The organism is Streptomyces sp. NPDC014995, assembly GCF_043080745.1.
Taxonomy (GTDB): domain Bacteria; phylum Actinomycetota; class Actinomycetes; order Streptomycetales; family Streptomycetaceae; genus Streptomyces.
In genome coordinates this window covers 864049-885548 of the sequence record NZ_JBIBVX010000001.1, presented here as the reverse complement: position 1 = coordinate 885548, position 21500 = coordinate 864049, and the positions used below count along the sequence as shown (strand labels likewise).

Genomic DNA, 21500 nt, shown 5'->3' with positions numbered 1-21500 from the left:
CCTGGCCCCTATCGTCGGACACTCCACCCGCGTTACCTCAACTGATTAACCCGACGGCGACGTGCTATGGGCGGGTCCTACGCGCGGAACGCCGACGGATGCGTCTGTTCCCGCACCGACACGAACTGCTGCCGCACCGCCTGCCCGACGGCCAGCTCCTCGCCCGGCTCCAGCACCTGCGCCGCCGCCCCGTGCCAGGCCGGCGGCGTCCTCGGATCGAGGGTCCCCTGCGTCACCCCGAGCGCCCAGGCGGCCTGGCGCGCCGCCCCGATCGCCGCGTAGTCGGCGGGCTGCGGTACGACGACCTGCGTGCCGAACAGCGCGGGCGCCGCCGCCTGCACCGCCGGCAGCTCGGCCGCCGCACCCAGCAGGAAGATCCGCCGCACCTCCACGCCCCGCCCGCGCAGCACGTCCAGCGCGTCCGCGAGCCCGCACAGCATGCCCTCGAAGGCGGCCCGCGCGAAGTGCTCCGGCTTCATCGACTCGCGCCGCAGCCCGGCCAGCGTGCCCGCCGTGTGCGGCAGGTTCGGCGTGCGCTCACCCTCCAGGTAGGGCAGCAGCACCAGCCCGTGCGCCCCCGGCGTCGACTTCATCGCCAGCTCGGACAGACTCTCCAGATCCGGCACCCCGAGCAGCTCGGCGGCCCCGCGCAGGGTCCGCACGGCGTTCGACGTGGTGACGACCGGCAGATGCATGCCCGTCGCGTCCGCCAGTGAGGTGATCATGCCGTTCTGGTCGACGAGCGCCTCGGGATGAACGGCCATCACCGACCCGGAGGCCCCGAGCGACACGACCGCGTCGCCCATGCCGAGCCCCAGCCCGAGCGCGGCCGCCATGGTCTCGCCGGTCCCGGCGGAGATCAACAGGCCCTCCGGGGTCGTACCGGCCGCTTCGGAGGGGCCGATCACCTCGGGCAGCATGACCTGGTGGCCGAGCGCCAGCTCGACGAGGTCGGGCCGGTAGCCGCCGGTCGCGGCCGACCAGTACCCGGTCCCGGAGGCCCCGCCCCGGTCGGTGGTCCGGCGCACGGGCCGCCCGAGCAGCTGCCACACCAGCCAGTCGTGGGCCTGGAGGAGAACGGCGGTACGCAGGGCCGCGTCGGGCTCGTTCTTGGCCAGCCACCGCAGCTTGGTCACCGGCTGCGCGGCCTGCGGCACACAGCCCACCGCCTGTGCCCACGCCTCGCGCCCCCCGAGCGCGTCGATCAGATCGGCCGCCGCGACCTGCGCCCGTTTGTCACCACCGACCATCGCCGGCCGCACGGTGTTGCCCTGCGCGTCCAGCGGTACGACCGCGTTCTGCTGCGAGGAGACCCCGATGGCCTGCACACCTTCGAGCAGTCCACCGCCGGCCGCTTCCCCGAGGGACAGCAGCCAGGCCTGAGGATCGACATCGCTGGGCCGCCCCCCGGCCTCCGGACTCTCCACCGGATGCGGCGCATATCCCTGCCTGAGCACGGCCCCTGTGTCCGTGTCGCAGACGACGATGCGAGTGAAATCGGGCGAACTGTCCAACCCGGCGACTATCCCCATGGCGAAAATTCTGCCGCACCGCGGGGGGTGACCGTGTCGGCTCGGGACCCCTACGTGTTACTGGTGCCCCAGTCGTCCGACCCGTTGCTGTGCGCGGAGCGCGCCCGCAGGGACCGCACCCGGTCCGCGACCGAGTCGGGCATCCGGTCCCCGACCTTGTCACTCACCACGTGATAGGCCCTTCCCGCGAACTGACGGCCCTGCTGTGCCGCCGTCTCCGCGGTGTTGCGGACCGCGGGGTTCTGCGCGACCTGCCGGGCCGACTTCTTCAGCTGTTCGTAGCGTTCGCGCCCGGCGCGCGTGCCCAGCACGTAACCCAGGGCGAGTCCGACGACGAACGTGAGCCGGTAGCGCATGGCGGCCACCCTTCCCTCGTGTAGGTCTGTGGTGCGACATCGGTGCCGGGGGGGAACCGATTGGCGGAGCACCCCCCTGCTTGCGCTAATGTATGTGTCGCAGCGAGCGCCCGCCCTCTGGCGAATACCCAGGTAGGCACGTTCGATGCAACGAGGCATTCCTCCGTAGCTCAATTGGCAGAGCAGCCGGCTGTTAACCGGCAGGTTACTGGTTCGAGTCCAGTCGGGGGAGCTCGGTCCTCCGTAGCTCAATTGGCAGAGCAGCCGGCTGTTAACCGGCAGGTTACTGGTTCGAGTCCAGTCGGGGGAGCATCGTGATCGAGGACCCCGTAGGGGTCCTTTTTCATGTCGGTTCCACAACACGGGTGGGAACCACGCAGGTCGCAGGACGGTCCTCACGGTCGGGCGACGTCGGACCAGGCGGAGCGTGAGATCGTATGAGCGGCTATGCTGCGGCAGACGGCGCGCACACATGTACGCGACACGCCGCTATGGGGCGGTAGCTCAGCCGGTTAGAGCAGCGGACTCATAATCCGTCGGCCGTGGGTTCGAGTCCCACCCGCCCCACCTGTGCAGGTCTCTGACCTGCGGAAACGTCTCCTCTGAGGTGTCGGAACGTCAACTCGGGCTCATCGGACCGAATCCGCTGCTCGCGAGTTCGACGGCGAGCGACGGGTGGCGGTAGGCACTGCGCTGACCTGCGTGAATGCGCCGGAGCGTGGTGGGGAAGGAGCCCAAGAGCGGCTTCAGCGAGGAGCCGGAGGCGTCCTTGAGGACGCTGTGAGGACGCAGGTATCGCGAAGTCTGCCTTCGAGTCACCTCAAGGCAGCGTGCACGCTGCGGGCCCAGTGCCATGGCTGCCCGGCACCCATCCGAAGTGCCCGTCCTCGGCTACCCGGGACCGAGAGCAAGGGGTCACGAGCAAGGTTGATGAACGGTACGGGCCGCGGGCGAGTTCCCTGGTTGGCCGATCATTCCCGTGGCTCGGGCGACCGGGTTTCGGCTGAGTCCTCGACAGGCCGTTGCCGCGGGCCACCCCGTTCCTCATCGCCGACTGTGCGGCTGTGGAGGCTCTACTGCCTGAGGTCGATCGTGCGGACCGGCTGTCCCGTGGTGCGGGCGATGGTGTCGAAGTCGTGGTCGCAGTGGAGCAGTGTGAGACCCGCTTCCTCGGCGGCGGCAGCCACTAGGAGGTCGACGGGGCCCGCGCTGCGGTGCTCACCCTTGGCGGTCAGCTGTTCCTGGACGACTCGGGAGCGGCGGTAGACGCCGTCCGGCATGGGGCACCAGACGTAGTGGGCGTCGAGCGCCGCCTTCACACGCGTACGGTCTGCGGCCGAACGGGCTGAGTAAAGGACCTCGAGTTCGGTGATGTCGCAGATCGCGACGAGGCCGGCGCCGATCCTGTCATCCCAGTCGGCCGTGTTCTGGCGGAGCAGGACGCGGACGAGCGCGGAGGTGTCGATGAGGTAATCGGCGACGGTCACTCATGCGCTCCGGTGTCGGAGGCGGCGTCGGCTGTGCTCGTGGGCCGGTACTTGCTCTTGTCCAGGAGAAGGTCCATGTCCAGCGCGCCGTCGGTCACCAGCTCGCGGGCTTCGTCGAGCGCGCGCAGACGCCTATAACGGGCCGTGACTTCCCGCAGCGCGGTGTTGATGGTCTCGCGCTTGGTGGTGGTGCCGAGTTCCTTGGCCGCTTCTTCCAAGGCCTCGTCGTCGAGGTCGATCACGGTACGACTCATGGGTGCCCTCCTATGTATATCAACTGGAGTATACCAAGATACAAGATCTTTTGTATATGGCCGAATGCGGCCCGGCGCCACTGGACGGCGGTCTGGGACAGGTCGAGGCGGGCCAGCGCCGTACCGGCGCTCACGAACGGAATCCATGTGATCGTCGGGTAGAAGCCGGTGAACAGCAGATCGGGCACTCCCACGTCGATGACGCTCGCTCGCGCCGTGCCCGCGCTGATCGACCATGACGACCCCGATACCGGGCAATCAGCCGCGAGGCCACCACCTCCCACTCGCCCGCAGGACCGGCCAAGCCGTGCAGCAGCACAACCGGCTCCCCCGGCCCGCGTCCCGGCAGACAAGCCGAACCCCGTCGCGCACCACCACACGCTCGGACCGCCCCCAGGAATCGTCTCGCCCCGATCATGCCCCGACAGCCACGAGCCGCGCTCAAGGCCGCCCTTCTCGAAGGCGCGCCGCCATGAAACACCGGCCACGTCCGCGGCGACGGTGCCCTGCGACCGCAGCGGGGAGACTGCCACTGTCAGACCCAGGTGGCAGCATCACCGAAGTGAACGCCCTGAGGCGTCCTCAACTCACCTCCGTAGCAAACGAAGAGGAGCATTCCCCTTGCGACTGCATCGCGTAGCGCCCGGCATCGCCGCGGGCATCCTCGCCCCGGCCCTCCTGCTCGCCACCCCGTCCTTCGCCGCCACGGCGGCACCGACCGCGGTGACGGGCCCCGCGGTGTCCTCGTCCGCGGACGAGCCGGACGCCGACGACCTGAGGGTGGCCATAGCCCGGATCCTCGCCGACCCGGACAGCGGCCGGCGTGTGACACGAGAAGCCAACGCCCTCCTGGACCGCGACGACCCCGAGGCGATGCGCGCCTGGCTGGAGACCGGCTACCGCATCGCCCAGGCCGAGGACGACCGCGTCGCCATCTCGCGCCTGCTCGCCGACCCCGACAGCGGCCGGCGCGTCATCGCCGAGGTCAACGCCCTCCTGGACGCCAATGACTCCGACGCGATGCGCGCCTGGCTGGAGACCGGCTACCGCATCGCCCAGGCCGAGGACGACCGCGTCGCCATCGCCCGCATCCTCGCCGACCCGTCCATCAGCCCGGCCCTGCGCGCGGCAGCCAACGCCGCCCTCGACGACAACACACCCGAAGCACTGCGCCACTTCCTGGAAGTCGGCAGGTACCAGGTCGCCTGACCGGCACGGCGTCGCACCACAGCGCGTCGCCCGGGTGGCGCCCCCTGCCGCACGCCCGGTCGCGGGAGCGCCGAGAATCCGGGCGGGGCCGCCTGCACCTCTGTGTGCCGGCGGCCCCGCCCGGCAGACCCTGTGCCGGCTCGGCGCCCTCCGCAGAGCTCTGTGGTCTCGCCGCCCGGTGCGGCATGGGCCACTGACACCTCCGACAGCAGAAAGCACATTCTTCGATGACCACACAACTCCTACGCACCGAGCGCAGCGGTCCGCAGACCGCTTCCGTCGTGACCGACCTGCCGTTCAAGCCTCAGCTCGTCAAAGCGGTGTTCAGGGACGTGACCTCGTTGCACGTCTCCCGGCCGGCCGCGTGGGCCGCCGCGTCGGTGACGCGGACCGTGCTGACGGAGATCATCGACCGCGCGAGAAGCGCGGCGGTCGAGGAGGCCAGGACGAGGCTGATTCCCAAGGACCTCATCTCGGCGATCGACCGGAACGTCGAGGTGGAGGTGGGATCGGCGTGGTACCTGCACAGCCCGACCTTCCACGGCCTGATGGGCGAGGTGCGCAACGCCGATGGTGCGCTCGTGTCTCTTCGTGAGCGCCGCGGGGCGCGTACACCGAGTGGTGTGGCTGGCGCCCACCGGTTCGAGGCCGGGGTGAGAAGGCTGCTGGGGAGCCGGGGGGTGAGGGCCGTCCCGGCGATGGTCCGCGACCTGGACGGAATCGCGAGCGTGTTCCTGACGGCCCTGGCCCGGGGCGCGGCCAAGGTCGTCCGCGAGGGCGGGGTCAAGCGGTTCGGGACGGTCAGTCTGGTGGTGCCGGGCGAGCCAGCCCCGGCCCCGCTGCTCAAGGACCCCCTCCTCGCCCTGTCCACCCGCCGCGGGGACGGGCGGACTGTCGGCGGGGACGACGTCCTGGCCGCCGTCACGATGCAGCTGTTCGGCGATCTCAGACAACGCGCCATCACCGAGGCAGCCGAGATGACACGGAACACCTCGGCCAACTGATCGGGCCCGCCCCTGCGCTCTGCCCGCTGCGCACGGTTCCCACGTGTGCGGCTCCCCGAATCCGCCCCCCGCATTCGGCTCCGGTCGGCTCGCGAGAACGGGCTCGTCGCATGGGCGCGGACCGCCGGCCGCAGGCACCCCACGGGGAAGACCTCCCTTGAATGGCCGTGTTGAGGACACAAGGACAGGAACAGAGCGACAAAGATCAGCTGATCCCAACGCCAACGCTGAAGAGCACGTCTGACCTGCAAGAACGCCATGGATTGGCGTAGAGACGCAAGGGCCGCCAAGATCCTCAAAGGACTCATAATCCGTCGGATGACGTGATCCGGTGTGCAGGCGCGGGCGGGCTTGGATTTACCGACGGGACCCGGCACCAGAACCGGCAGGGTTGTGATGTTGAGCAGCAGTCACTCCCGGTGTACGGACTTTCCGGGGTGCCCGCCCGGGCTCAGCGGACGCGGTTCGCCATAGGGACATGGTTCCGACGGCGATGACTGGCGCTGCCAGTCGGCGCAGCACCGGCAGCCGGTCCACGGCCACCGTCAGGCACAGGATCACGGTGATCGCGACACCCAGGCAGCCGAAGAGGCCGAACGTGGAACCGCTGTGCGGCTCGGCCGCCAGCAGCCCCCAGCCGTCGGGGTCCGACAGCCCACTGCCGATCGGCAGGTCGAAGGATCCCTCTGCCATGCCGGGATCCTGCATGGCACTGCGGTCCTTGAGGACGTCGAAGTCCTTCATGCCAGGCAACCCGGCCATGATCTCCTTGGCGCCGCCGGTCAGCCGGAGCGTCAACCACGAGACGCCTCGTCCGAACGCGATCAGCGCGGGACCGACCACAGCCAGCCGCCGCACGGCGCCCGAGGACAGATCGAGCACGCCCACGCCGGAGAGGCGCGCGATCGGGTCGTAGGAGTCGATGGTGTTCACGATCGATTCGCTGAGCAGCGCCCGCAGGCAGTACGCCACCTGCGGCGCCATGACCGCGAGCGCGACCGCGATGGTCGCGAGGGTCCTGGCCCGCAGCAGGGCAGGGCCAGCAGGAAGTACACCGCGTAGAAGTTGATGATGACGCCGCCGTCGAAGTTGGTCATCGCCGGCGCGGTGCCCACCACGAGCAGGATCACGGCCCGGATCACGATCCTGGCCTTCGCCTGCCGACCCGCCAGTCCGGTCGTCGGCTCCAGGCGGCCGGTGATCAGCACCAGCGAGAATCCGGCGAGGGTGGCGAACGGTACTGGTCGCCGCGATGCCGCGGGTCGGCAGGCTCACTACGAGCCGGCGGTTCTTCCGCTCCGCCTGAAAGGCGAGCGGCGGGGTGACGTCCGAACTCGCGTCGGAACGGCATCCGTGGGAAGTGACCCACCTCGGTGCGTCTTATCGGATGCGGTGGGCCAGCTCGGTCGCCCTGCCCATCAGCCATTCGAGCGGCCCCCGCCGGAAGAAGCGGGACCAGATGGTGGCGAGGACGGTGACGGACGCGATGAGGCCGAGCAGGATGGGCAGCGGCGGGACGGCCGATTGCTCGGTGTCCAGGAACCAGATGGCGACGATGTGGTAGACGTACGCCGTCAGTGACATCGAGCCGACCGCGATGACGGGCTTGGCCAGGCGGCGCAGCCTGGGGAAGCCGTCCATGGCGGCCAGGCACGCGGTGATCACAAGGATCGCCACACCCGTGGCGGCCATGATGGACAGGGTCGCCTCGCTGTGCGGGGCTGAGGCCAGCATCCCGGCGGGGGTGTCGCCGAAGATGCCGATGCTGTCAGGTGATACGGACGACACCGACGACATCCCCGGCCCCTCTTCGGCTGTCCGGACGGCTTCGGCGGCACCGGGTACAAGACGCACCGCCAGCCAGGAGCCGCCGTAGCCGGTGACGGCGAGGGCGACGCCGGTGAGGGCCAGGCGTATCCGGACGGACGTGGCAGCCAGGTCGCAGCGGGCGAGGGCCATACCGGCGATCACGAAGGGGACCCAGGTCAGGGCCGGATAACCGCCGGTGAAGAACAGCGAGACGGGGCCGTCGGCCTGGCCGTAGGAGAGGAACACGCGGCCGCCGACCACCGGCTTCAGCGCGTACAGCAGCTGCGGACCCATCAGGGCCCATCCTGCGGCGAGCAACGCCAGTGGCTTGGCGCCCAGCCGGTACAGCGGCAGCACGAGCAGGAAGAACAGTCCGTAGAAGGCGAGGATCGGCACGACCGGGGTGCCGGTCATGGTCAGGGCGGTGCCCAGGGCAATCAGGATCACGGCCCTGATGATCACCTTGGCGACGGCCTGGCGGCCGGCCAGGCCGGTCTTCGGTGTGCGGCGGCCGGTGATCAGGGCGACCGCGAAGCCGGCCAGGACGGCGAACAGGGCGGAGGAGCGGCCCTGCGCCAGCTCCATCATGAAGCCGATGACCCCGCCCTGGCTGGGGGCGGGGCCCACATGAACCGCGTACATGCCGAAGACGGCCAGGCCGCGGGCCAGGTCCAGCCCGATCAGCCGGCCCACGCCGGGCGCGCCGGTCGAGGGCTCACTGCGCTCGCGTTCGGGGGACGGCGCGTCGGCCGTAAGGGGTCCTTTCACTATGCGCGTCCGATCAGGTCGCGCGACCCGGGCGGGCATAGTGAAAGGACCCCTAAGGGGCCGGGAGTCTGGGTGCTGGGTCATGGCCCTCAGGGTGGAAACTCGGGCCGATCATGGACTATCCGGCAGAAGGCTGCCGTGTCCCTGCCGAGTGGTGGGTGCTACCCCGCCGTGTGGCTGGAGCTGCCGCTCGCCGGGTCGCAAGGGCTCTGCGTGGCTTTAGGGTCGAGTCGGCATGGGCCGTAGGCATGAACGAGGGTGAGGCGGAGCGCGTGATCCGGGTAGTGGTGGTCGACGACGAGGCACTCGTCCGCTCGGGCTTCGAACTCATTCTGGGCGCGTCCGAGGACATCGAGGTCGTCGCGACCACGAGCGGCGGCGAGGCGGTGGAGACCGTCCGGCGGGAGCGGCCGGACGTGGTGCTGCTGGACATCCGGATGCCGGACGTCGACGGGCTCACCGTCCTGCGCGAGTTGCGGACGATGCCGGATCCGCCGGTGGTGGCGATGCTGACGACGTTCGACGCCGACGAGTACATCCTGACCGCGCTGCACTCCGGTGCGGCCGGTTTCCTGCTCAAGGACACGGAGCCGGAACAGCTGGCCCACCTGGTGCGGACCCTGGTCGCGGGCGGTGTGGTGCTGTCGCCCAAGGCGTCGCGGACGCTGCTGCACAGCCATCCCGGCACCGAAGCGGCCGTCGACGAGGAGGCCGCGCGGGTCCGGCTGCTCACCGCGCGGGAGCGCGACGTCCTCGTCCTGGTGGCGGAGGGGCTGTCGAACGCCGACATCGGGGCGCGCATCCACCTGGGGGCGGGCACGGTGAAGGACCACGTCAGCGCGATCCTCACGAAGCTGCGGGTGACGAGCCGGGTGCAGGCCGCGCTGCTCGCGCAGCGGGCCGGGCTGCTCGACGAGCGCACGCGGTCGGAGGCCGGCCGATGAGCCGTGCCCGTGCCGTGTGGCAGCGGGTTCCCGCGCCGGTCGTCGACATCGTCCTGGTGGCGGTGGCGGCCGTGGATGTGCTGGTGGTGGACATGTGGGAGCACACGCGCCCCGAGGCCACGCTGGCCGCGGTCGGCTGCGCCGCGTTGGCGTTCCGGCGCAGGTTCCCGCTCGGCGTCTTCCTGCTCACCCTGCCCATCGCACTGATGCAGGATGTCGCCGTCGCTGTGCTCGCGGCGCTGTTCACGCTGGCCGAACGCTCCCGCAACCGCCGTCTCCTCGCGGTGTGCGTCGTCCTGGCCGCCGTCGCGAGCAGTACGCCGTGGCCCCTGGCCGAGGCGGACCGGACCATGACGCTGGTCTTCTTCGTGTACGGCCTGGCAACCAGCGTCGCCCCGGTCCTCTTCGGCCAGCTTCTCCAGGCACGACGGGACCTGGCGCGGCGGCTGGCCGAGGTCGAGGAGGCCAGGGAGCACGAGCGGACCCTGCACGCCCAGGCCGTGCTCGCCCGTGAACGCGCCCAGCTGGCCCGCGAGATGCACGACGTGGTCTCCCACCAGGTCAGCCTGATCGCCGTACGGGCCGGGGCGTTGCAGGTCGCCGCCAAGGACGCGGACGCCAAGGAGGCCGCCCGCACGATCCGTTCGCTGAGCGTCACCACCCTCGACGAGCTGCGCACCATGGTCACGCTGCTGCGCGCCTCCGGCGGCAGATCCACCGAGCTGACGCCGCAGCCCACCTTGGCCGACCTGCGCAAACTGGTGGAATCCAGCGGCACTCACACGGAGCTGACGGGTGAGCTGCCGGCCACCGTGGGCACACCCACCCAACGCGCCCTTTACCGCACGGTCCAGGAGGCGCTGACCAACGTCCGCAAGCACGCCCCCGGCGCCAACGCTCGCGTGGAGCTGTGGCAGGACGCGGACGGTATGGGAGTGACCGTCACCAACACCCCTCCCACGCGCCCCTCCCTCTCCCTGCCCGGATCGCAGCAGGGCTTGGTCGGTCTGCGCGAACGGGCCGAGATCCTGCACGGCACCCTGGACGCGGGCCCGACCGCGCAGGGCGGCTACCGGGTGCGGCTGAGGATTCCCCTCAGCGCGGACTGACATGCTGTTCCGTCGGCTTGCGGCTCACAAGACCCACGCGTGAGCCGCGGCCGGCAACGGACGCCGGCGCCCCTGGACCGGGCTCCGCCGGCTCGCCCGCTCGTCCAGCTCCCCGTCCTGACCGTGTCCGGTGCCACGTCAGCCCGGTGAGGATCCCGGCAACAGGCTGACAGTCCTGATCGCCACCTCATTTCAGCAGGGTGCTGACCAAGGCGACGGCCACTCCCAAGAGCGCGTCAGTACCGCCGATCCTGACGGCTCGTCCCCACGTACGGCCTGCGGCCCGGGAGGCGAGCAGGCCCCAGCCCAGCAGCAGGACGGTGTTGATTCCGAAGGCGACGTACTCGATGCCTGCGGAGCGCCACCAGCCAAGGCCCGCCCCGCACAGCAGCAGTGTGGTGGGCAGCGCCGCCACTACCAGCGGCCATTCGGCGAGCACGGCACGCACCACACCTCGTACGCCGGGATGGCCCTGCGCGTCGCGGTGGGCGATCTGGTGGGCGTACCCATGAGCCAGGGCCGAGGCAAGGGCGGTGAACAGGACCCACACGGCGTCGTCCATGCGCGCCGCTCGAGTCACCTCGCCGAACTGCGTGAGCGCGGCAACGGCCGAACTCGACACCAGGAGCCCGTACACGCCACCGAACAGCGCAGTCGGCTGGGCCGGCCGGTCCCCTAGGCCCTGTCGTCACATTCCCGCCTGCTCGGCGACGACAGGGCCTAGCCCACGTCTGCAACGGATGGCGGACTCGGTGCGCACAGGCGGCCTTTCGGGGTCTTGGCTTTTCGTGGGTGTCGGTGCGTGGGTTGTCCGGCCGGGACCGGGGCAGTGGACGACCGGACAACCCTGCGTGTGGTGGGTCATCGCGCGGGGGCCAGGAGCTGGGTGGCCGCCAGCCGCGCGTACAGCCGGTCCTGGTCCACCAGTTCCTCATGGGTGCCCACGGCCCGGACCCGGCCGGCGTCCATGACGACGATCCGGTCGGCGCCCGTCACCGTCGACAGGCGGTGGGCCACCACCAGCACAGTGGTCTCCCGGGCCACGTCCGCGATGACGTCCCGCAGCGCCGACTCGTTGACGGCGTCGAGTTGCGAGGTCGCCTCGTCCAACAGCAGCAGCCGGGGCTTGCGCAGGACGGCGCGGGCGATGGCGATGCCCCCCCACCTTCGGCGGGGGGACCCCCAGCCGCTCACCGCCCGACAGCTTCGAGCCGCGATGGCCGACCGGGGCGTCCAGGCCGTGGGGCAGACGCTCCACGAGGGTGTCGAGCTTCGTGCGGGGCAGTCCTCGCGCTCCTCGTGCCGGCGCGGTCTGTCATGCCTCCAGCCTTCAAGCCCGGCCGCCACGCGCCCATCCGGCAACCGTCGGGTCCACCCCCGCCAAGTGGCTGAACAACACCGTCCGTCCGGTCACACCGGACCGACGGGTCGGACGAGACTCCGCCGGTCGGCAGGGCGGTACCCGCCGATCGGCGGGAGAGAGCCCGAAGACTGCCGGATGGTCCGCCCCCGGACGCCCACGCGAGGTTCTCCGTATGACACAGACACAGCCGCCGCAGGAGACGTCAGCTCCGCAGGAGAACTCGCCTCCGCCGCCCCAGACCTCCCCCGAGTCCCCGGCCGCGCCCGGTCCCTCGATGGGACGCCTCGTCGGGGTGGACCTGGCCCGCGCGCTGGCGGTGTTCGGCATGTACGTCGTGCACATCGGCCCCCCGCTGTCCGCCACCACTGGCGTCGCCAGCTGGATCCGATACATGTCGGACGGCCACTCGTCGGTCCTGTTCGCCACCCTCGCCGGGTTCTCACTGATGCTGCTCGCCGGCCGCCGCGAGCCCAAGACCGGCCGGGCGGGCCGGCAGGCGAGGGCCCGCATCGCGATCCGCGCCGTGATCCTGCTGGCGCTGGGCACCGTGATGGCGATGGAGTACGGGGGCGTGATCATCCTCGGCTTCTACGGCGTCTACTTCCTCCTCGCCCTGCCCCTGGTGCGACTGAGCGCCAGGAACCTCGCGATCATCGCGGCCGCGTTCGCCCTCGTCACACCGCAGCTGGCGTTCGTCCTCACCTCGCTGCTGACCCCGTCGGTTCAGCAGAGCATCAACACCTACGACCCGCTCCGCCACCTCAGCGAGGTCGGCGTCCTCGATCTGCTGCTCACCGGCTTCTACCCGGCGCTCACCTGGATGTCGTTCGTCATCGCGGGCATGGCGCTGGGCCGCCTGGACCTCTCCTGCGGCACCATCCAGAAGCGCCTGGCCGTGCTCGGCGCCACCCTGACCGCGGCCGCCTACGGCATGTCCCTGCTGCTCGCCGGCAAGGGCGCGTTGCGGAGCCTCGCGGAAGACGGGCCGTCGTCCGGCGGCTCCGGGTCGGTGCCCCTCGACAGCGGGTCGGTGCCCGACGGGGGGTCGTTCCCCGACATGCCGTCGTCGACGCTCCTGACGGCCGGCCCGCACAGCGGCACCACGTTCGACATCATCGGCAGCGTCGGAATCGCGATCCTCGTGATCGTGGGCGCGACGGTGGCGATGGACCGCCTGCCGCGACTGCGCCGCCTGGCCAAGCCGGTCATCGCCGTGGGCACCATGTCCCTGACCGCCTACGTCGGCCACTTCCTCGCACAGACCGCACTGTCCACGCCCGCCGGAACCGGCACCCAGCAGTCCTGGCTGCCCCTGATCATGTACGTCCTCGCAGCCATCCTGTTCGCCGCGATCTGGTCCCGCTTCTTCCGCCGCGGCCCCCTGGAGTACCTGCTCAACGCCGCCACCAAGCCTGCGAAGCACATCCGATGAGACCCGGGCCGGGGTGTGAACCTCCACACTCCACCCCGGCCCGGGCCGCTCATGGATCCAGCATCTGCCGCTGCTGGGCGAGGGCGGAGGTGTCGATGAGGTGGTCGGCGACGGTCACTCGTCCGTTGCTGTGCCTGGCGGGCGCGGCAGGGCCCGCGTTCAGCTGATCGTGGCGGCGAAGGCGCCGGTCCGCGGACGCTCACCACTCCGGACAAGACCGCTTGCCGTCCTTCTCGGCGTTCCTTCGGGTCAGGATGTCGTCAGCTTCACCTGCCTCGCGGCACACCTCCTTCTCCTGTGGGGACCGTGACCGGGGGATGGTCGCGGGCATGGCCACCCCCGGTGACCGGGTCCAGGATGACCCCCTCAAAACCGGTCGCATAGGCTGGTCTCATTGTCGCCGGTAAAGAGGCGCAGGCCGCGGCAGCGTGCGCTCGCCGTCCGTCCGAGGGAGGCGTTCGAGTGGCAGTTGCCGGGGGCCGGTCGACGAAGCGGCTCCAACGGGGAACCCTTTCCCAGGGGCTCATCGTGGGGGCTGCGCTGCGGATCCTCGACGAAGACGGGCCGGACGCGCTGACCTTCCAGCGACTCGGCAAGGAACTGTCCTCCTCCGCAACCGCGGTCTACCGGCACTTCGCGAATCGCGACCACATCATGGTCGCCGTCGCCGAGGAGCTCGACAGGATCTCCCTCGAGGGGTACGAGCCGCACGAGTCGTGGACCGAGTCGCTGCGGGACCTGGCGATCCGTGCCTGGAACACCGCGCTGGACCACCCGGCGGCCGCCGCGCTCTGCATGGGGAGAGTCACCCGAGGCGTTCACGAGTTGCGCGCCGTCGACGCGGTCCTGGAAGCGTTCCACCGCGGCGGCTGGCGCGGACGGGCGGCCGTCCTGCACTACCAGGCGTTCTCGAACTTCATCCTCGCCATGGCGAGCAACAACGCCTGGCGGCTCGTCAACCAGCGGTTCGGCGCCGAAGTGAACTGGGTGCAGGAGTACCAGCCGGCGGATCCGACCACGTACCCCTACGCCGAGGCGGCAAAGGAACACCTGCGCAGCATCGACATGACCGACGTCTTCCACCGACAGATGGACATCCTCCTGGCGGCCCTCGAGGCGGAGGCGGCGACGCTCCCGCGCGACTGACGCGCGCCCTCTGCCAGGCTTCACGGCTACCGCCCAGCAACGTTCCGCGCGTGGCGCGCACAAAGATAGTTAACGCTATTGACTACGTCGTTCACTTGGCTGCATCCTCTCCACACCGATTGCTCCACGGCTCGCTCCTAGGCGGCGCCCACCGAGGGCCGCGCGCACCGCCTCCGCCCTGAACTGCTCGCGCTCGTCTCTCCCGATCCCGCCCGATCCCATGCGACCTGCGCAGAGCCCGACTCCCTCTCCAGGAGCACCCATGCGCCAGACCCGTACCCGCGCTGTCCCTGTGACCGCAGCCGTCGCCATGACGGCCGTGCTCGCCGGCTGCACCACGACGGGATCGACGTCCGGAGACCCGAGCAGCGGCGGTGCCGCAACCGGGACGAAGATCCGGACGACGATCGACGTGCCGGCCGGCTTCGACCCGGCCAAGGCCTTGTCACTGCCGGACTACCTGCTCGCCCGGAACAGTTACGACACCCTCGTGCGCAAGGACGACGGCGGGCTCGTCGGCGGGCTGGCCACCAAGTGGACGAATACGCCGACCTCGGCAACGTTCACCCTGCGCACCGACGCTACGTGCGCCGACGGGACGCCGATCACGCCGACGGTCGTCAAGGCGTCCCTCGACCGCTACGTCGACCCGAAGACGGCGGCGCCCGATCTTCCAACGGTCTTCGGCCCCGGCAACACGGTGAGAGTGACCGCCGACGACACGGCGCACACTGTGAAAATCACGCTCGCCAAACCATGGGGCGACATGGTCACAGGCCTGTCGATCGCCAGCACGGGCATCGTCTGCCCGGCGGGACTCAAGGACCTCAAGGCCCTTGCTGCCGGCAAAGCCACGGGCTCGCAGTCCGGCCCCTACCTTCTTCAGAAGTCCCAGTCCGGCGTCTCGTACTCATACACGCTTCGCCCCGAGTACAAGGCATGGCCGGCCTGGCGCACGAAGATTTCCGGCAAGGTCGCCAAGACCCTGGAGTACCTGGTCTCGCCCGACCCGACGGCGACAGGCAACCTGGTGACAAGCGGCCAGCTCGACATCGGCAAGATCGACGCCTCCGGCATCCCGCGCTTCGACGGCGTGGGCGGCCACAGCGTGAGCATCAGCCGGTTCTCCGACTTCTACCTGCTCTTCAACGAACGACCCGGCACGGTCTTCGCGGACGTCGCCACCCGCCGGGCAGTCGCCCAGGCCGTCGACCGCGCCGCCTTCACCAAGGTCGTCTCGAAGGACACGGGTGAGCCGTCGACGATGTTCGTGCAGAAGAGCACTCCCTGTAACGACCCGAGCACCTCCTTCCTCGTACCGACGGACAAAGCCGCGGCGGCGGCCGTGCTCAAGGGCAAGAAGATCCGCCTCGTCGGCCCCCAGGTCGTCGGGCCCGCCGGCGCCGGAAACCAGTACATCCAGGAGGCGCTGCGGGCCGCGGGCGCGGACGTCACCCTCGCCAACGTCGACGTCGGGGCCTGGGTCGGGACCGTGTTCGGCAAGCCTGACGCCTGGGACCTCACGGTCTTCGCCGACCTCAACTTCCTCGGTAGCCTCGCGGGCCCGCTCGCCCACTTCGTGGGCCCGACCGTCCCCGAAGGCGGCGGCAACCTCGGCGCGGTGAAGAACCCCGCGTTGAACAAGGCCTTCGCCCAGGGCGCCGAGGCGACGACCGACAAGGCCCGCTGCGCCGCCTACCAGAAGGCCGCCAAGGCCGTGATCTCGCAGGTGGACGCGGTGCCGCTGGTCAACGACCCGTTCATCTACGCGCTGCGCAAGGGCTTCAGCGCACAGATGCTCGGCGGCTCGCTCGACGACCCCATCCTGCGCATCACCGGCTGACGGACTGGCTGCCCGCACACGGCAAAGACCCCCGCGGCCGGACCCGACCGTCCGGCACGGAGACTCCCCGCGCCGTTCCGCCGCCCCGCGCCGAGACCCTTGCACCTTTCCGACAGGAGCCCTCTGGTGATCGACCCATTCAGTACCGCCCAGCAGATCGCCGACCTCGTGCGCACGAAAGAGGTCAGCCCGGTGGAGGTGGCCGAGACCTACCTCGACCGCATCGAGCGGATCAATCCCGTCGTCAACGCCGTCGTCTGGCTCGACGCCGAAGCCGTGCGCGCGGCGGCCGTCCGGGCCGAGCAGGCGGTGCTGCGCGGCGATCCGCTCGGCCCGCTGCACGGCGTCCCCGTCCCCATCAAGGACCTCAACTCCGTCGCGGGACAACCCAACACGATGTCCTCACTGGCCATCCGGGACACTCCGCAGATGGTCACGGACCCCGACGTCCAGCTCCTCCTGAATGCCGGCGCGATCCCCCTCGGCCGGACGAACTCACCGGAGTTCGGCGCTCTGACCGTCTCCGAGAACGCCCGGCACGGCAAGACACGCAACCCGTGGAATCCGGCGCACACCTCCGGCGGGTCGAGCGGCGGCGCTTCGGCGGCCGTCGCTGCCGGGCTGGCCCCGGTGGCACACGCCTCCGACGGCGGCGGATCGATCCGGGTCCCGGCGTCCGTCACCGGCCTCGTGGGCCTCAAACCGAGTCGGGGACGCGTGCCCGCGTTCGTCCGGGGCTGGGAACACTCCACGACCGAAGGCGCGATCACCCGCACCGTGCACGACGCGGCCCTCATGCTCGACGTCATGGGCCGTGCCGACCGGCTCGCCTGGTACAGCGCGCCCGAACCGCGTCGCCCGTACATCGAGGAGGTGGGTGCCGATCCCGGGCGGCTGCGGATCGGCCTGCTCCTCGACGCGCCGACCGGGCTGCCGGTCGACGAGGAGTGCCTCAAGGCGGCGCTGACGGCCGCGCAGGCACTGCGCGACCTGGGACACGACGTCGTCGAGGCCCGCCCGAAGATGTTCTCGTACGAGGCGATCATGGGCTTCACCTGGACGATCATCAGTGCCTCCACCTACGCCATCGAGGTCGACGATCCCGATGCGGTGGACCCCTACATCCGGCGCCGCCGGGAAACCGCCCTCGAGGTCACCGCGGGCGACTACGCCCGGGCGGCGGCCCGTCTGCAGGCCGAGTCACGCGAGGTGGTCGCCCAGTGGGGCCGGGACTTCGACGTTCTCCTCACCCCGACCACGGCGGTCGTGGCGCCACCGGTCGGCCCTGTGTACGACGAGGCGAACTCCGACCCGGACGGCCCGCGGCACACCGAGACCCGGATGGTCTCGTTCACCGCGTGGGTCAACATCGCCGGGCTGCCCGCCGTCTCGCTGCCCGTCCACACGACCGCGGACGGACTGCCGGTCGGTGCGCAACTCGTCGGCGCGCCCTACGACGAGGCGACGCTGCTGCGACTCTCTGCCCAGCTCGAACCGCGGTTCCACTGGTACGAGCGGCATCCGGACGACGCGGCACTCGTGGGGGCGCTATGAGCGCCGGGGCCGCCGTCCCGACCGGGCCGCTGCCGGCCGCACCCGTCCGGCGCATCCCCCGGCTGCGGCTGCGCGGTGGCTGGGCCGGGTTCGCCGTCCGCCGGGCGGGCGGCCTGCTGATGTCCATGCTGCTGCTCGTCCTCGTGACGTTCCTCATCGTGCCCCTGCTGCCCGGGGACCCGGCCCGAGCGATCGCCGGCACCAACTCGTCCCCGGCCACGCTCGCGGCGATACGCGAACGACTGGGCCTCGACGAGCCGCTGGCGACGCGGTTCGTCCACTACCTCGGCGACATCGCGTCCGGACGCCTCGGCACCTCGTTCCGGTTCGACACCCCGGTCGCGGACATCGTCGCGACCCGGTTGCCGTACACCGTCCAGCTCGTCATCCCGGCCGTCCTGCTCTCCCTGGTCATCGCCGTCCCGCTGGGCATGACCGTCGGTGTCCTCACCCGTGACGGACGCTGCCGCCGGCTCGGCGTCGGATTCGGCACGGTCGCCGGGCTCCTGGCGTCGGCGCCGGTCTACGTCGTCGCGACCCTCCTCATCGTCCTGTTCTCGATCAGCCTCGGGCTGCTGCCGTCCGGCGGCGCCACGACGCCGAGCGCGCTCGTCCTGCCGATCGCCGCGCTCTGCATCGGCCCGGCCTTCGCCATCGCCCGGGTCGTCCGGCAGGAGACGGCCTCGGTGCTCGCCCAGGACTACATGAGGACCGCCCGCGGCCACCGCCTGGGATCCGTGCGCCTCCACCTCCGCCACGCACTGCCCAACCTCGTGACGAGTGTCCTCACCCTGAGCGGTCTCGTCCTCACGTCCCTGCTCGGCGGGACGATCATCCTGGAGAACGTCTTCACCTATCCCGGGCTCGGCACCGAGGTCGTCCAGGCGATCATCTACACGGACTATCCGGTGATCCAGGGCATCATCCTCGTCGTCGGCATGCTCGCCCTGCTCGTCAACCTCCTCGTCGACGTCATCCTCGGAATCGTCGACCCCCGCACTCTCGAGGGAGGTCGTCGTGGCCACTGACGCGACCGCGCGCCGATGGCGCCGCAACCCCTCGCTGCTGTCCGGCGCCGTGATCCTCGGACTGCTCCTCGTCGTGGCCCTCGTGGCCCCGCCGCTGCTGAGCGGTTCCGCCGAGACCCTCACCGACGACGCCCGGCTGGGGCCCGGTGCCGAGCATCTCCTCGGCACCGACGCCTTCGGCCGTGACGTCCTCGCCCGGGCCCTCGTCGCGACCCGGCTCACCCTGCTCATGGCCGCCGCCGCCACCGCCGCCTCGTTCGTCGTCGGCGTCGCGATCGGCGCGCTCGTCCACCTGGCCCCCGGGTGGCTGCGCGAGACCTGTCTGCGGCTCATCGACTCGGCGGTGGCCTTCCCCTCGCTCGTGCTCGCCCTCGTCATCGCGGCGGTGCTCGGACCGGGCATGGGGTCCGCGATCGTCGCGATCGCCATCGCCGGGGTCCCCGGGTTCGCACGGTTGACGGCGAATCTCGCCGCGACCGTCGCGGACAAGGACTACGTGCTCACCGCGCGCCTGCTCGGCGTTCCCGGCCTGCGCATCCTGGGCCGCCATGTCCTGCCGAACATCAGCGGGCCTCTGCTGGTGCTCCTCGGTTCGAGCTTCACCCTGTCCCTGCTCGACATCAGCAGTCTGTCGTTCGTCGGCCTCGGTGTGCAGAGCCCGCAGTACGACTGGGGCCGACTGCTCAACGAGGCGCTGCCGTCGATCTTCGCCCAGCCGTCGGTCGTCCTCGCTCCGTCGATCATGCTCATCGTCACCGGTGTGGGCGCCATGCTCCTCGGAGACGGCGTGGCGTCGCTCGTCGATCCGCGAACCCGCGGCACAGCGCCCGCAACGGGCGGGACGGCGGACGCGGCGGGACCGGCTGACCCGGCACAGGCGCCTCGGGCGCTTCAGACGTCGGGCGGTGCGGGGGCGGCGGCCGGCGCGGAGCCGGACGGTCTGCTGACCGTCGCCGGGCTGACCGTGCGGGCCGGTGACCGGACACTCGTCGACGACGTGTCGTTCACCATCGGGGCCGGTCGGATCGTAGGCCTCGTCGGGGAGTCGGGCTCGGGCAAGTCCACCATCGCCATGGCGGTCGCGGGCCTGCTCCCAGAGGGTGTGCGGGCGAACGCGTCGCGCCTCGCCCTCGGCGACCTCGACCTGCTCGGAACACCGCCGGAGCGACGCCTCGCGACCGAGATCGGCATCGTCTACCAGGACCCGATCGGCACGTTCAACCCCGCGCTGAGGCTCGGCACCCAGCTCACCGAGGTGGCCAGGGTGCACCTGGGGACGCCCCGGCGTCAGGCCGCGCAGGACATGGTCCGCGCCCTGGCAGACATCCACGTCACCGAGCCCGACCGGCGGCTGCGCCAGCACCCGCACGAGCTGAGCGGCGGCATGCTCCAGCGTGCCTCGATCGCCTCCGCGATGACGACGAACCCGCGGCTGCTCATCGCCGACGAACCGACGACCGCCCTCGATGTCACCGTCCAGGCGGAGGTGCTGCGCCAGTTCCGGCGCATCAACCGCGAGCACGGCACGGCGATGCTGTTCATCTCGCACGACATCGGCGTGGTCGGCGTGCTCTGTGACACCGTCCTGGTGCTCCACGGCGGCCGGGTCGTCGACAGGACGACGGGCGGCGACCTGCGCCGGGGGACGGTCACCCACCCGTACACCCGCGCGTTGCTCGCGGCGACGCCCGCCGCGGTCGAGGCCGGCGGAACCCTCAGCGCGGTCCGATGGACGGCCGACGTGCACGCGGCGCAGCCGAACGGAACGCCGCCGGACGACCTTTTCGACAAAGCCGCGGACCGCCCCCCGGCCGCGGAAGGGAGCCGCTGATGTCCGCCACCGCCACCGCACCGGACCCGCAGACGGCCGCCACGCTGCTGCGCGTCGAGGACCTCACCGTCGACCTCGGCCACGGCGCCGCGGCCCGCAGGGTGCTCAAGGGAGTCTCGTTCGACATCCCCCGGGGCAGCACCCTCGCACTCGTCGGCGAGTCCGGGTCGGGCAAGACGACGCTCGCGCGGACACTGGTCGGCGTCCACAGGCCGTCGAGCGGTCGGATCCTCGTGGACGGCGCCCCGCTGCGCACCGCGCGCGGACGGGCCGGAGCCGCCACGGTCCAGATGATCCCGCAGGACCCGTACTCCTCGTTCGATCCGCGGCGCACCGTCGCGCAGTCCCTCGCCGAGGCACTCGATCCGATCCGGGCCAGGGTCAAACCGGCCCGGACCCGGATCGCCGAACTGCTCGGCCAGGTGAGCCTCGACCCGGACAGCATGGACCGCTACCCGCACGAGTTCTCCGGCGGTCAGCGGCAGCGGCTGGCGATCGCACGGGCCCTGGCACCGCGTCCCCGGTTCGTCATCGCCGACGAGATCACCTCGGCCCTCGACCTGACGACCCAGGCCGAGATCCTCAACCTGCTCGCCGATCTGCGCCGTCGGCTCTCGCTGACGATGCTGTTCATCTCGCACGACCTGGCCGTCGTCCGGCACGTGAGCGACACGGTCGCGGTCCTGCTGCACGGCGACCTCGTCGAACTCGGCCCGACCGGGGAGACCTTCGCCGAGCCGAACCACCCGTACACCGCTCAACTCCTTGCGTCCGTCCCGGGCGACCCGAGGTTCCGCCTCGACGACGAGCCCGCCACGACGTGAATGACCG

General features: G+C 70.8%; 19 protein-coding genes, 3 tRNA genes and 1 pseudogene. 14 read left to right on the top strand and 9 right to left on the bottom strand.

Annotated elements, in window-relative coordinates; genetic code table 11:
* Positions 1–77: 77 nt before the first annotated feature.
* On the bottom strand, positions 78–1532 hold the full coding sequence (locus tag ACF1A1_RS03965) for an FGGY-family carbohydrate kinase (protein ID WP_391645143.1): 1455 nt from the start codon (positions 1530–1532) through the stop codon (positions 78–80).
* 50 nt (positions 1533–1582) lie between these two features.
* Positions 1583–1888 (bottom strand): YtxH domain-containing protein, encoded by a 306-nt coding sequence (locus tag ACF1A1_RS03960; protein WP_391645141.1) that lies wholly within the window; start codon positions 1886–1888, stop codon positions 1583–1585.
* Positions 1889–2047: 159 nt separating this feature from the next.
* Between ACF1A1_RS03960 and ACF1A1_RS03955 the strand changes: the two genes are divergently transcribed.
* From ACF1A1_RS03955 to ACF1A1_RS03945, 3 genes are all read left to right on the top strand, one after another.
* A tRNA-Asn gene (locus ACF1A1_RS03955) sits at positions 2048–2120 on the top strand.
* Positions 2121–2125: 5 nt separating this feature from the next.
* A tRNA-Asn gene (locus ACF1A1_RS03950) sits at positions 2126–2198 on the top strand.
* Between the two features lie 183 nt (positions 2199–2381).
* A tRNA-Ile gene (locus ACF1A1_RS03945) sits at positions 2382–2455 on the top strand.
* A 506-nt stretch (positions 2456–2961) separates the two neighbouring features.
* Here the strand turns inward: ACF1A1_RS03945 and ACF1A1_RS03940 are convergent.
* Together ACF1A1_RS03940 and ACF1A1_RS03935 are read right to left on the bottom strand one after the other, a co-directional pair.
* Complete coding sequence (locus tag ACF1A1_RS03940) at positions 2962–3375, bottom strand: PIN domain nuclease (RefSeq protein WP_391645139.1); 414 nt, start codon at positions 3373–3375, stop codon at positions 2962–2964.
* Positions 3372–3629 carry a type II toxin-antitoxin system VapB family antitoxin gene (locus tag ACF1A1_RS03935; RefSeq protein ID WP_356252029.1) on the bottom strand — a complete coding sequence of 86 codons (258 nt, stop codon included), beginning with the start codon at positions 3627–3629 and terminating at the stop codon, positions 3372–3374. Before ACF1A1_RS03935 ends, ACF1A1_RS03940 begins: the two co-directional genes overlap by 4 nt.
* 621 nt (positions 3630–4250) lie before the next feature.
* Between ACF1A1_RS03935 and ACF1A1_RS03930 the strand changes: the two genes are divergently transcribed.
* The gene (locus tag ACF1A1_RS03930) at positions 4251–4838 is read left to right on the top strand and encodes an ALF repeat-containing protein (RefSeq protein ID WP_391645137.1); all 588 of its coding nucleotides are present in this window, start codon (positions 4251–4253) and stop codon (positions 4836–4838) included.
* Positions 4839–5065: 227 nt separating this feature from the next.
* Entirely contained in the window at positions 5066–5842 is a 777-nt protein-coding gene (locus ACF1A1_RS03925) for a hypothetical protein (protein ID WP_391645135.1), read from the top strand.
* 357 nt (positions 5843–6199) lie between these two features.
* Here the strand turns inward: ACF1A1_RS03925 and ACF1A1_RS03920 are convergent, their stop codons facing one another.
* The 3 genes from ACF1A1_RS03920 to ACF1A1_RS03910 form a co-directional block, all read right to left on the bottom strand.
* A complete protein-coding gene (locus ACF1A1_RS03920; RefSeq protein ID WP_391645133.1) occupies positions 6200–6826 on the bottom strand; it encodes a hypothetical protein in 627 nt (208 codons plus the stop codon).
* Positions 6772–7050: a hypothetical protein gene (locus ACF1A1_RS03915; protein ID WP_391645131.1), complete on the bottom strand. Its 279-nt coding sequence runs from the start codon at positions 7048–7050 to the stop codon at positions 6772–6774. Before ACF1A1_RS03915 ends, ACF1A1_RS03920 begins: the two co-directional genes overlap by 55 nt.
* A 172-nt stretch (positions 7051–7222) precedes the next feature.
* Entirely contained in the window at positions 7223–8458 is a 1236-nt protein-coding gene (locus ACF1A1_RS03910) for a DUF418 domain-containing protein (RefSeq protein ID WP_391645129.1), read from the bottom strand.
* Between the two features lie 209 nt (positions 8459–8667).
* On the opposite strand from ACF1A1_RS03910, the gene ACF1A1_RS03905 reads away from it, so the two are divergent.
* Positions 8668–9363, top strand: a complete 696-nt coding sequence (locus tag ACF1A1_RS03905; protein ID WP_391645127.1) for a response regulator — start codon at positions 8668–8670, stop codon at positions 9361–9363.
* The gene (locus ACF1A1_RS03900; RefSeq protein ID WP_391645125.1) at positions 9360–10472 is read left to right on the top strand and encodes a sensor histidine kinase; all 1113 of its coding nucleotides are present in this window, start codon (positions 9360–9362) and stop codon (positions 10470–10472) included. The genes ACF1A1_RS03905 and ACF1A1_RS03900 overlap by 4 nt, the downstream gene beginning before the upstream one ends.
* A gap of 187 nt (positions 10473–10659) precedes the next feature.
* Here the strand turns inward: ACF1A1_RS03900 and ACF1A1_RS03895 are convergent, their stop codons facing one another.
* Both ACF1A1_RS03895 and ACF1A1_RS03890 read right to left on the bottom strand, forming a co-directional pair.
* Complete coding sequence (locus tag ACF1A1_RS03895) at positions 10660–11034, bottom strand: hypothetical protein (protein ID WP_391645123.1); 375 nt, start codon at positions 11032–11034, stop codon at positions 10660–10662.
* 299 nt (positions 11035–11333) lie between these two features.
* Positions 11334–11757, bottom strand: a pseudogene (locus tag ACF1A1_RS03890) (ABC transporter ATP-binding protein); the annotation flags it as partial.
* 250 nt (positions 11758–12007) lie between these two features.
* On the opposite strand from ACF1A1_RS03890, the gene ACF1A1_RS03885 reads away from it, so the two are divergent.
* From ACF1A1_RS03885 to ACF1A1_RS03855, 7 genes are all read left to right on the top strand, one after another.
* Positions 12008–13267 (top strand): DUF418 domain-containing protein, encoded by a 1260-nt coding sequence (locus ACF1A1_RS03885; RefSeq protein WP_391645121.1) that lies wholly within the window; start codon positions 12008–12010, stop codon positions 13265–13267.
* Positions 13268–13795: 528 nt separating this feature from the next.
* A complete protein-coding gene (locus tag ACF1A1_RS03880; RefSeq protein WP_391645119.1) occupies positions 13796–14413 on the top strand; it encodes a TetR/AcrR family transcriptional regulator in 618 nt (205 codons plus the stop codon).
* Positions 14414–14675: 262 nt separating this feature from the next.
* Positions 14676–16256, top strand: a complete 1581-nt coding sequence (locus ACF1A1_RS03875; RefSeq protein WP_391645117.1) for an ABC transporter substrate-binding protein — start codon at positions 14676–14678, stop codon at positions 16254–16256.
* Between the two features lie 126 nt (positions 16257–16382).
* Positions 16383–17810, top strand: coding sequence for an amidase (locus tag ACF1A1_RS03870; protein ID WP_391645115.1), 1428 nt, complete (start codon positions 16383–16385; stop codon positions 17808–17810).
* Entirely contained in the window at positions 17807–18838 is a 1032-nt protein-coding gene (locus ACF1A1_RS03865) for an ABC transporter permease (RefSeq protein WP_391645113.1), read from the top strand. The genes ACF1A1_RS03870 and ACF1A1_RS03865 overlap by 4 nt, the downstream gene beginning before the upstream one ends.
* A complete protein-coding gene (locus ACF1A1_RS03860) occupies positions 18828–20669 on the top strand; it encodes a dipeptide/oligopeptide/nickel ABC transporter permease/ATP-binding protein (RefSeq protein WP_391645111.1) in 1842 nt (613 codons plus the stop codon). Before ACF1A1_RS03865 ends, ACF1A1_RS03860 begins: the two co-directional genes overlap by 11 nt.
* Entirely contained in the window at positions 20669–21493 is an 825-nt protein-coding gene (locus ACF1A1_RS03855; protein ID WP_391645109.1) for an ABC transporter ATP-binding protein, read from the top strand. The genes ACF1A1_RS03860 and ACF1A1_RS03855 overlap by 1 nt, the downstream gene beginning before the upstream one ends.
* Positions 21494–21500: the final 7 nt, after the last annotated feature.

Coding starts and splice junctions, on each gene's coding strand:
- ACF1A1_RS03895 (WP_391645123.1), bottom strand. CDS start 11,034: ATGGACGACGCCGTGTGGGTCCTGTTCACCGCCCTTGCCTCGGCCCTG.
- ACF1A1_RS03920 (WP_391645133.1), bottom strand. CDS start 6,826: ATGGCGCCGCAGGTGGCGTACTGCCTGCGGGCGCTGCTCAGCGAATCG.
- ACF1A1_RS03905 (WP_391645127.1), top strand. CDS start 8,668: ATGAACGAGGGTGAGGCGGAGCGCGTGATCCGGGTAGTGGTGGTCGAC.
- ACF1A1_RS03960 (WP_391645141.1), bottom strand. CDS start 1,888: ATGCGCTACCGGCTCACGTTCGTCGTCGGACTCGCCCTGGGTTACGTG.
- ACF1A1_RS03855 (WP_391645109.1), top strand. CDS start 20,669: ATGTCCGCCACCGCCACCGCACCGGACCCGCAGACGGCCGCCACGCTG.
- ACF1A1_RS03910 (WP_391645129.1), bottom strand. CDS start 8,458: ATGCCCGCCCGGGTCGCGCGACCTGATCGGACGCGCATAGTGAAAGGA.
- ACF1A1_RS03965 (WP_391645143.1), bottom strand. CDS start 1,532: ATGGGGATAGTCGCCGGGTTGGACAGTTCGCCCGATTTCACTCGCATC.
- ACF1A1_RS03925 (WP_391645135.1), top strand. CDS start 5,066: ATGACCACACAACTCCTACGCACCGAGCGCAGCGGTCCGCAGACCGCT.
- ACF1A1_RS03935 (WP_356252029.1), bottom strand. CDS start 3,629: ATGAGTCGTACCGTGATCGACCTCGACGACGAGGCCTTGGAAGAAGCG.
- ACF1A1_RS03875 (WP_391645117.1), top strand. CDS start 14,676: ATGCGCCAGACCCGTACCCGCGCTGTCCCTGTGACCGCAGCCGTCGCC.
- ACF1A1_RS03885 (WP_391645121.1), top strand. CDS start 12,008: ATGACACAGACACAGCCGCCGCAGGAGACGTCAGCTCCGCAGGAGAAC.
- ACF1A1_RS03865 (WP_391645113.1), top strand. CDS start 17,807: ATGAGCGCCGGGGCCGCCGTCCCGACCGGGCCGCTGCCGGCCGCACCC.
- ACF1A1_RS03900 (WP_391645125.1), top strand. CDS start 9,360: ATGAGCCGTGCCCGTGCCGTGTGGCAGCGGGTTCCCGCGCCGGTCGTC.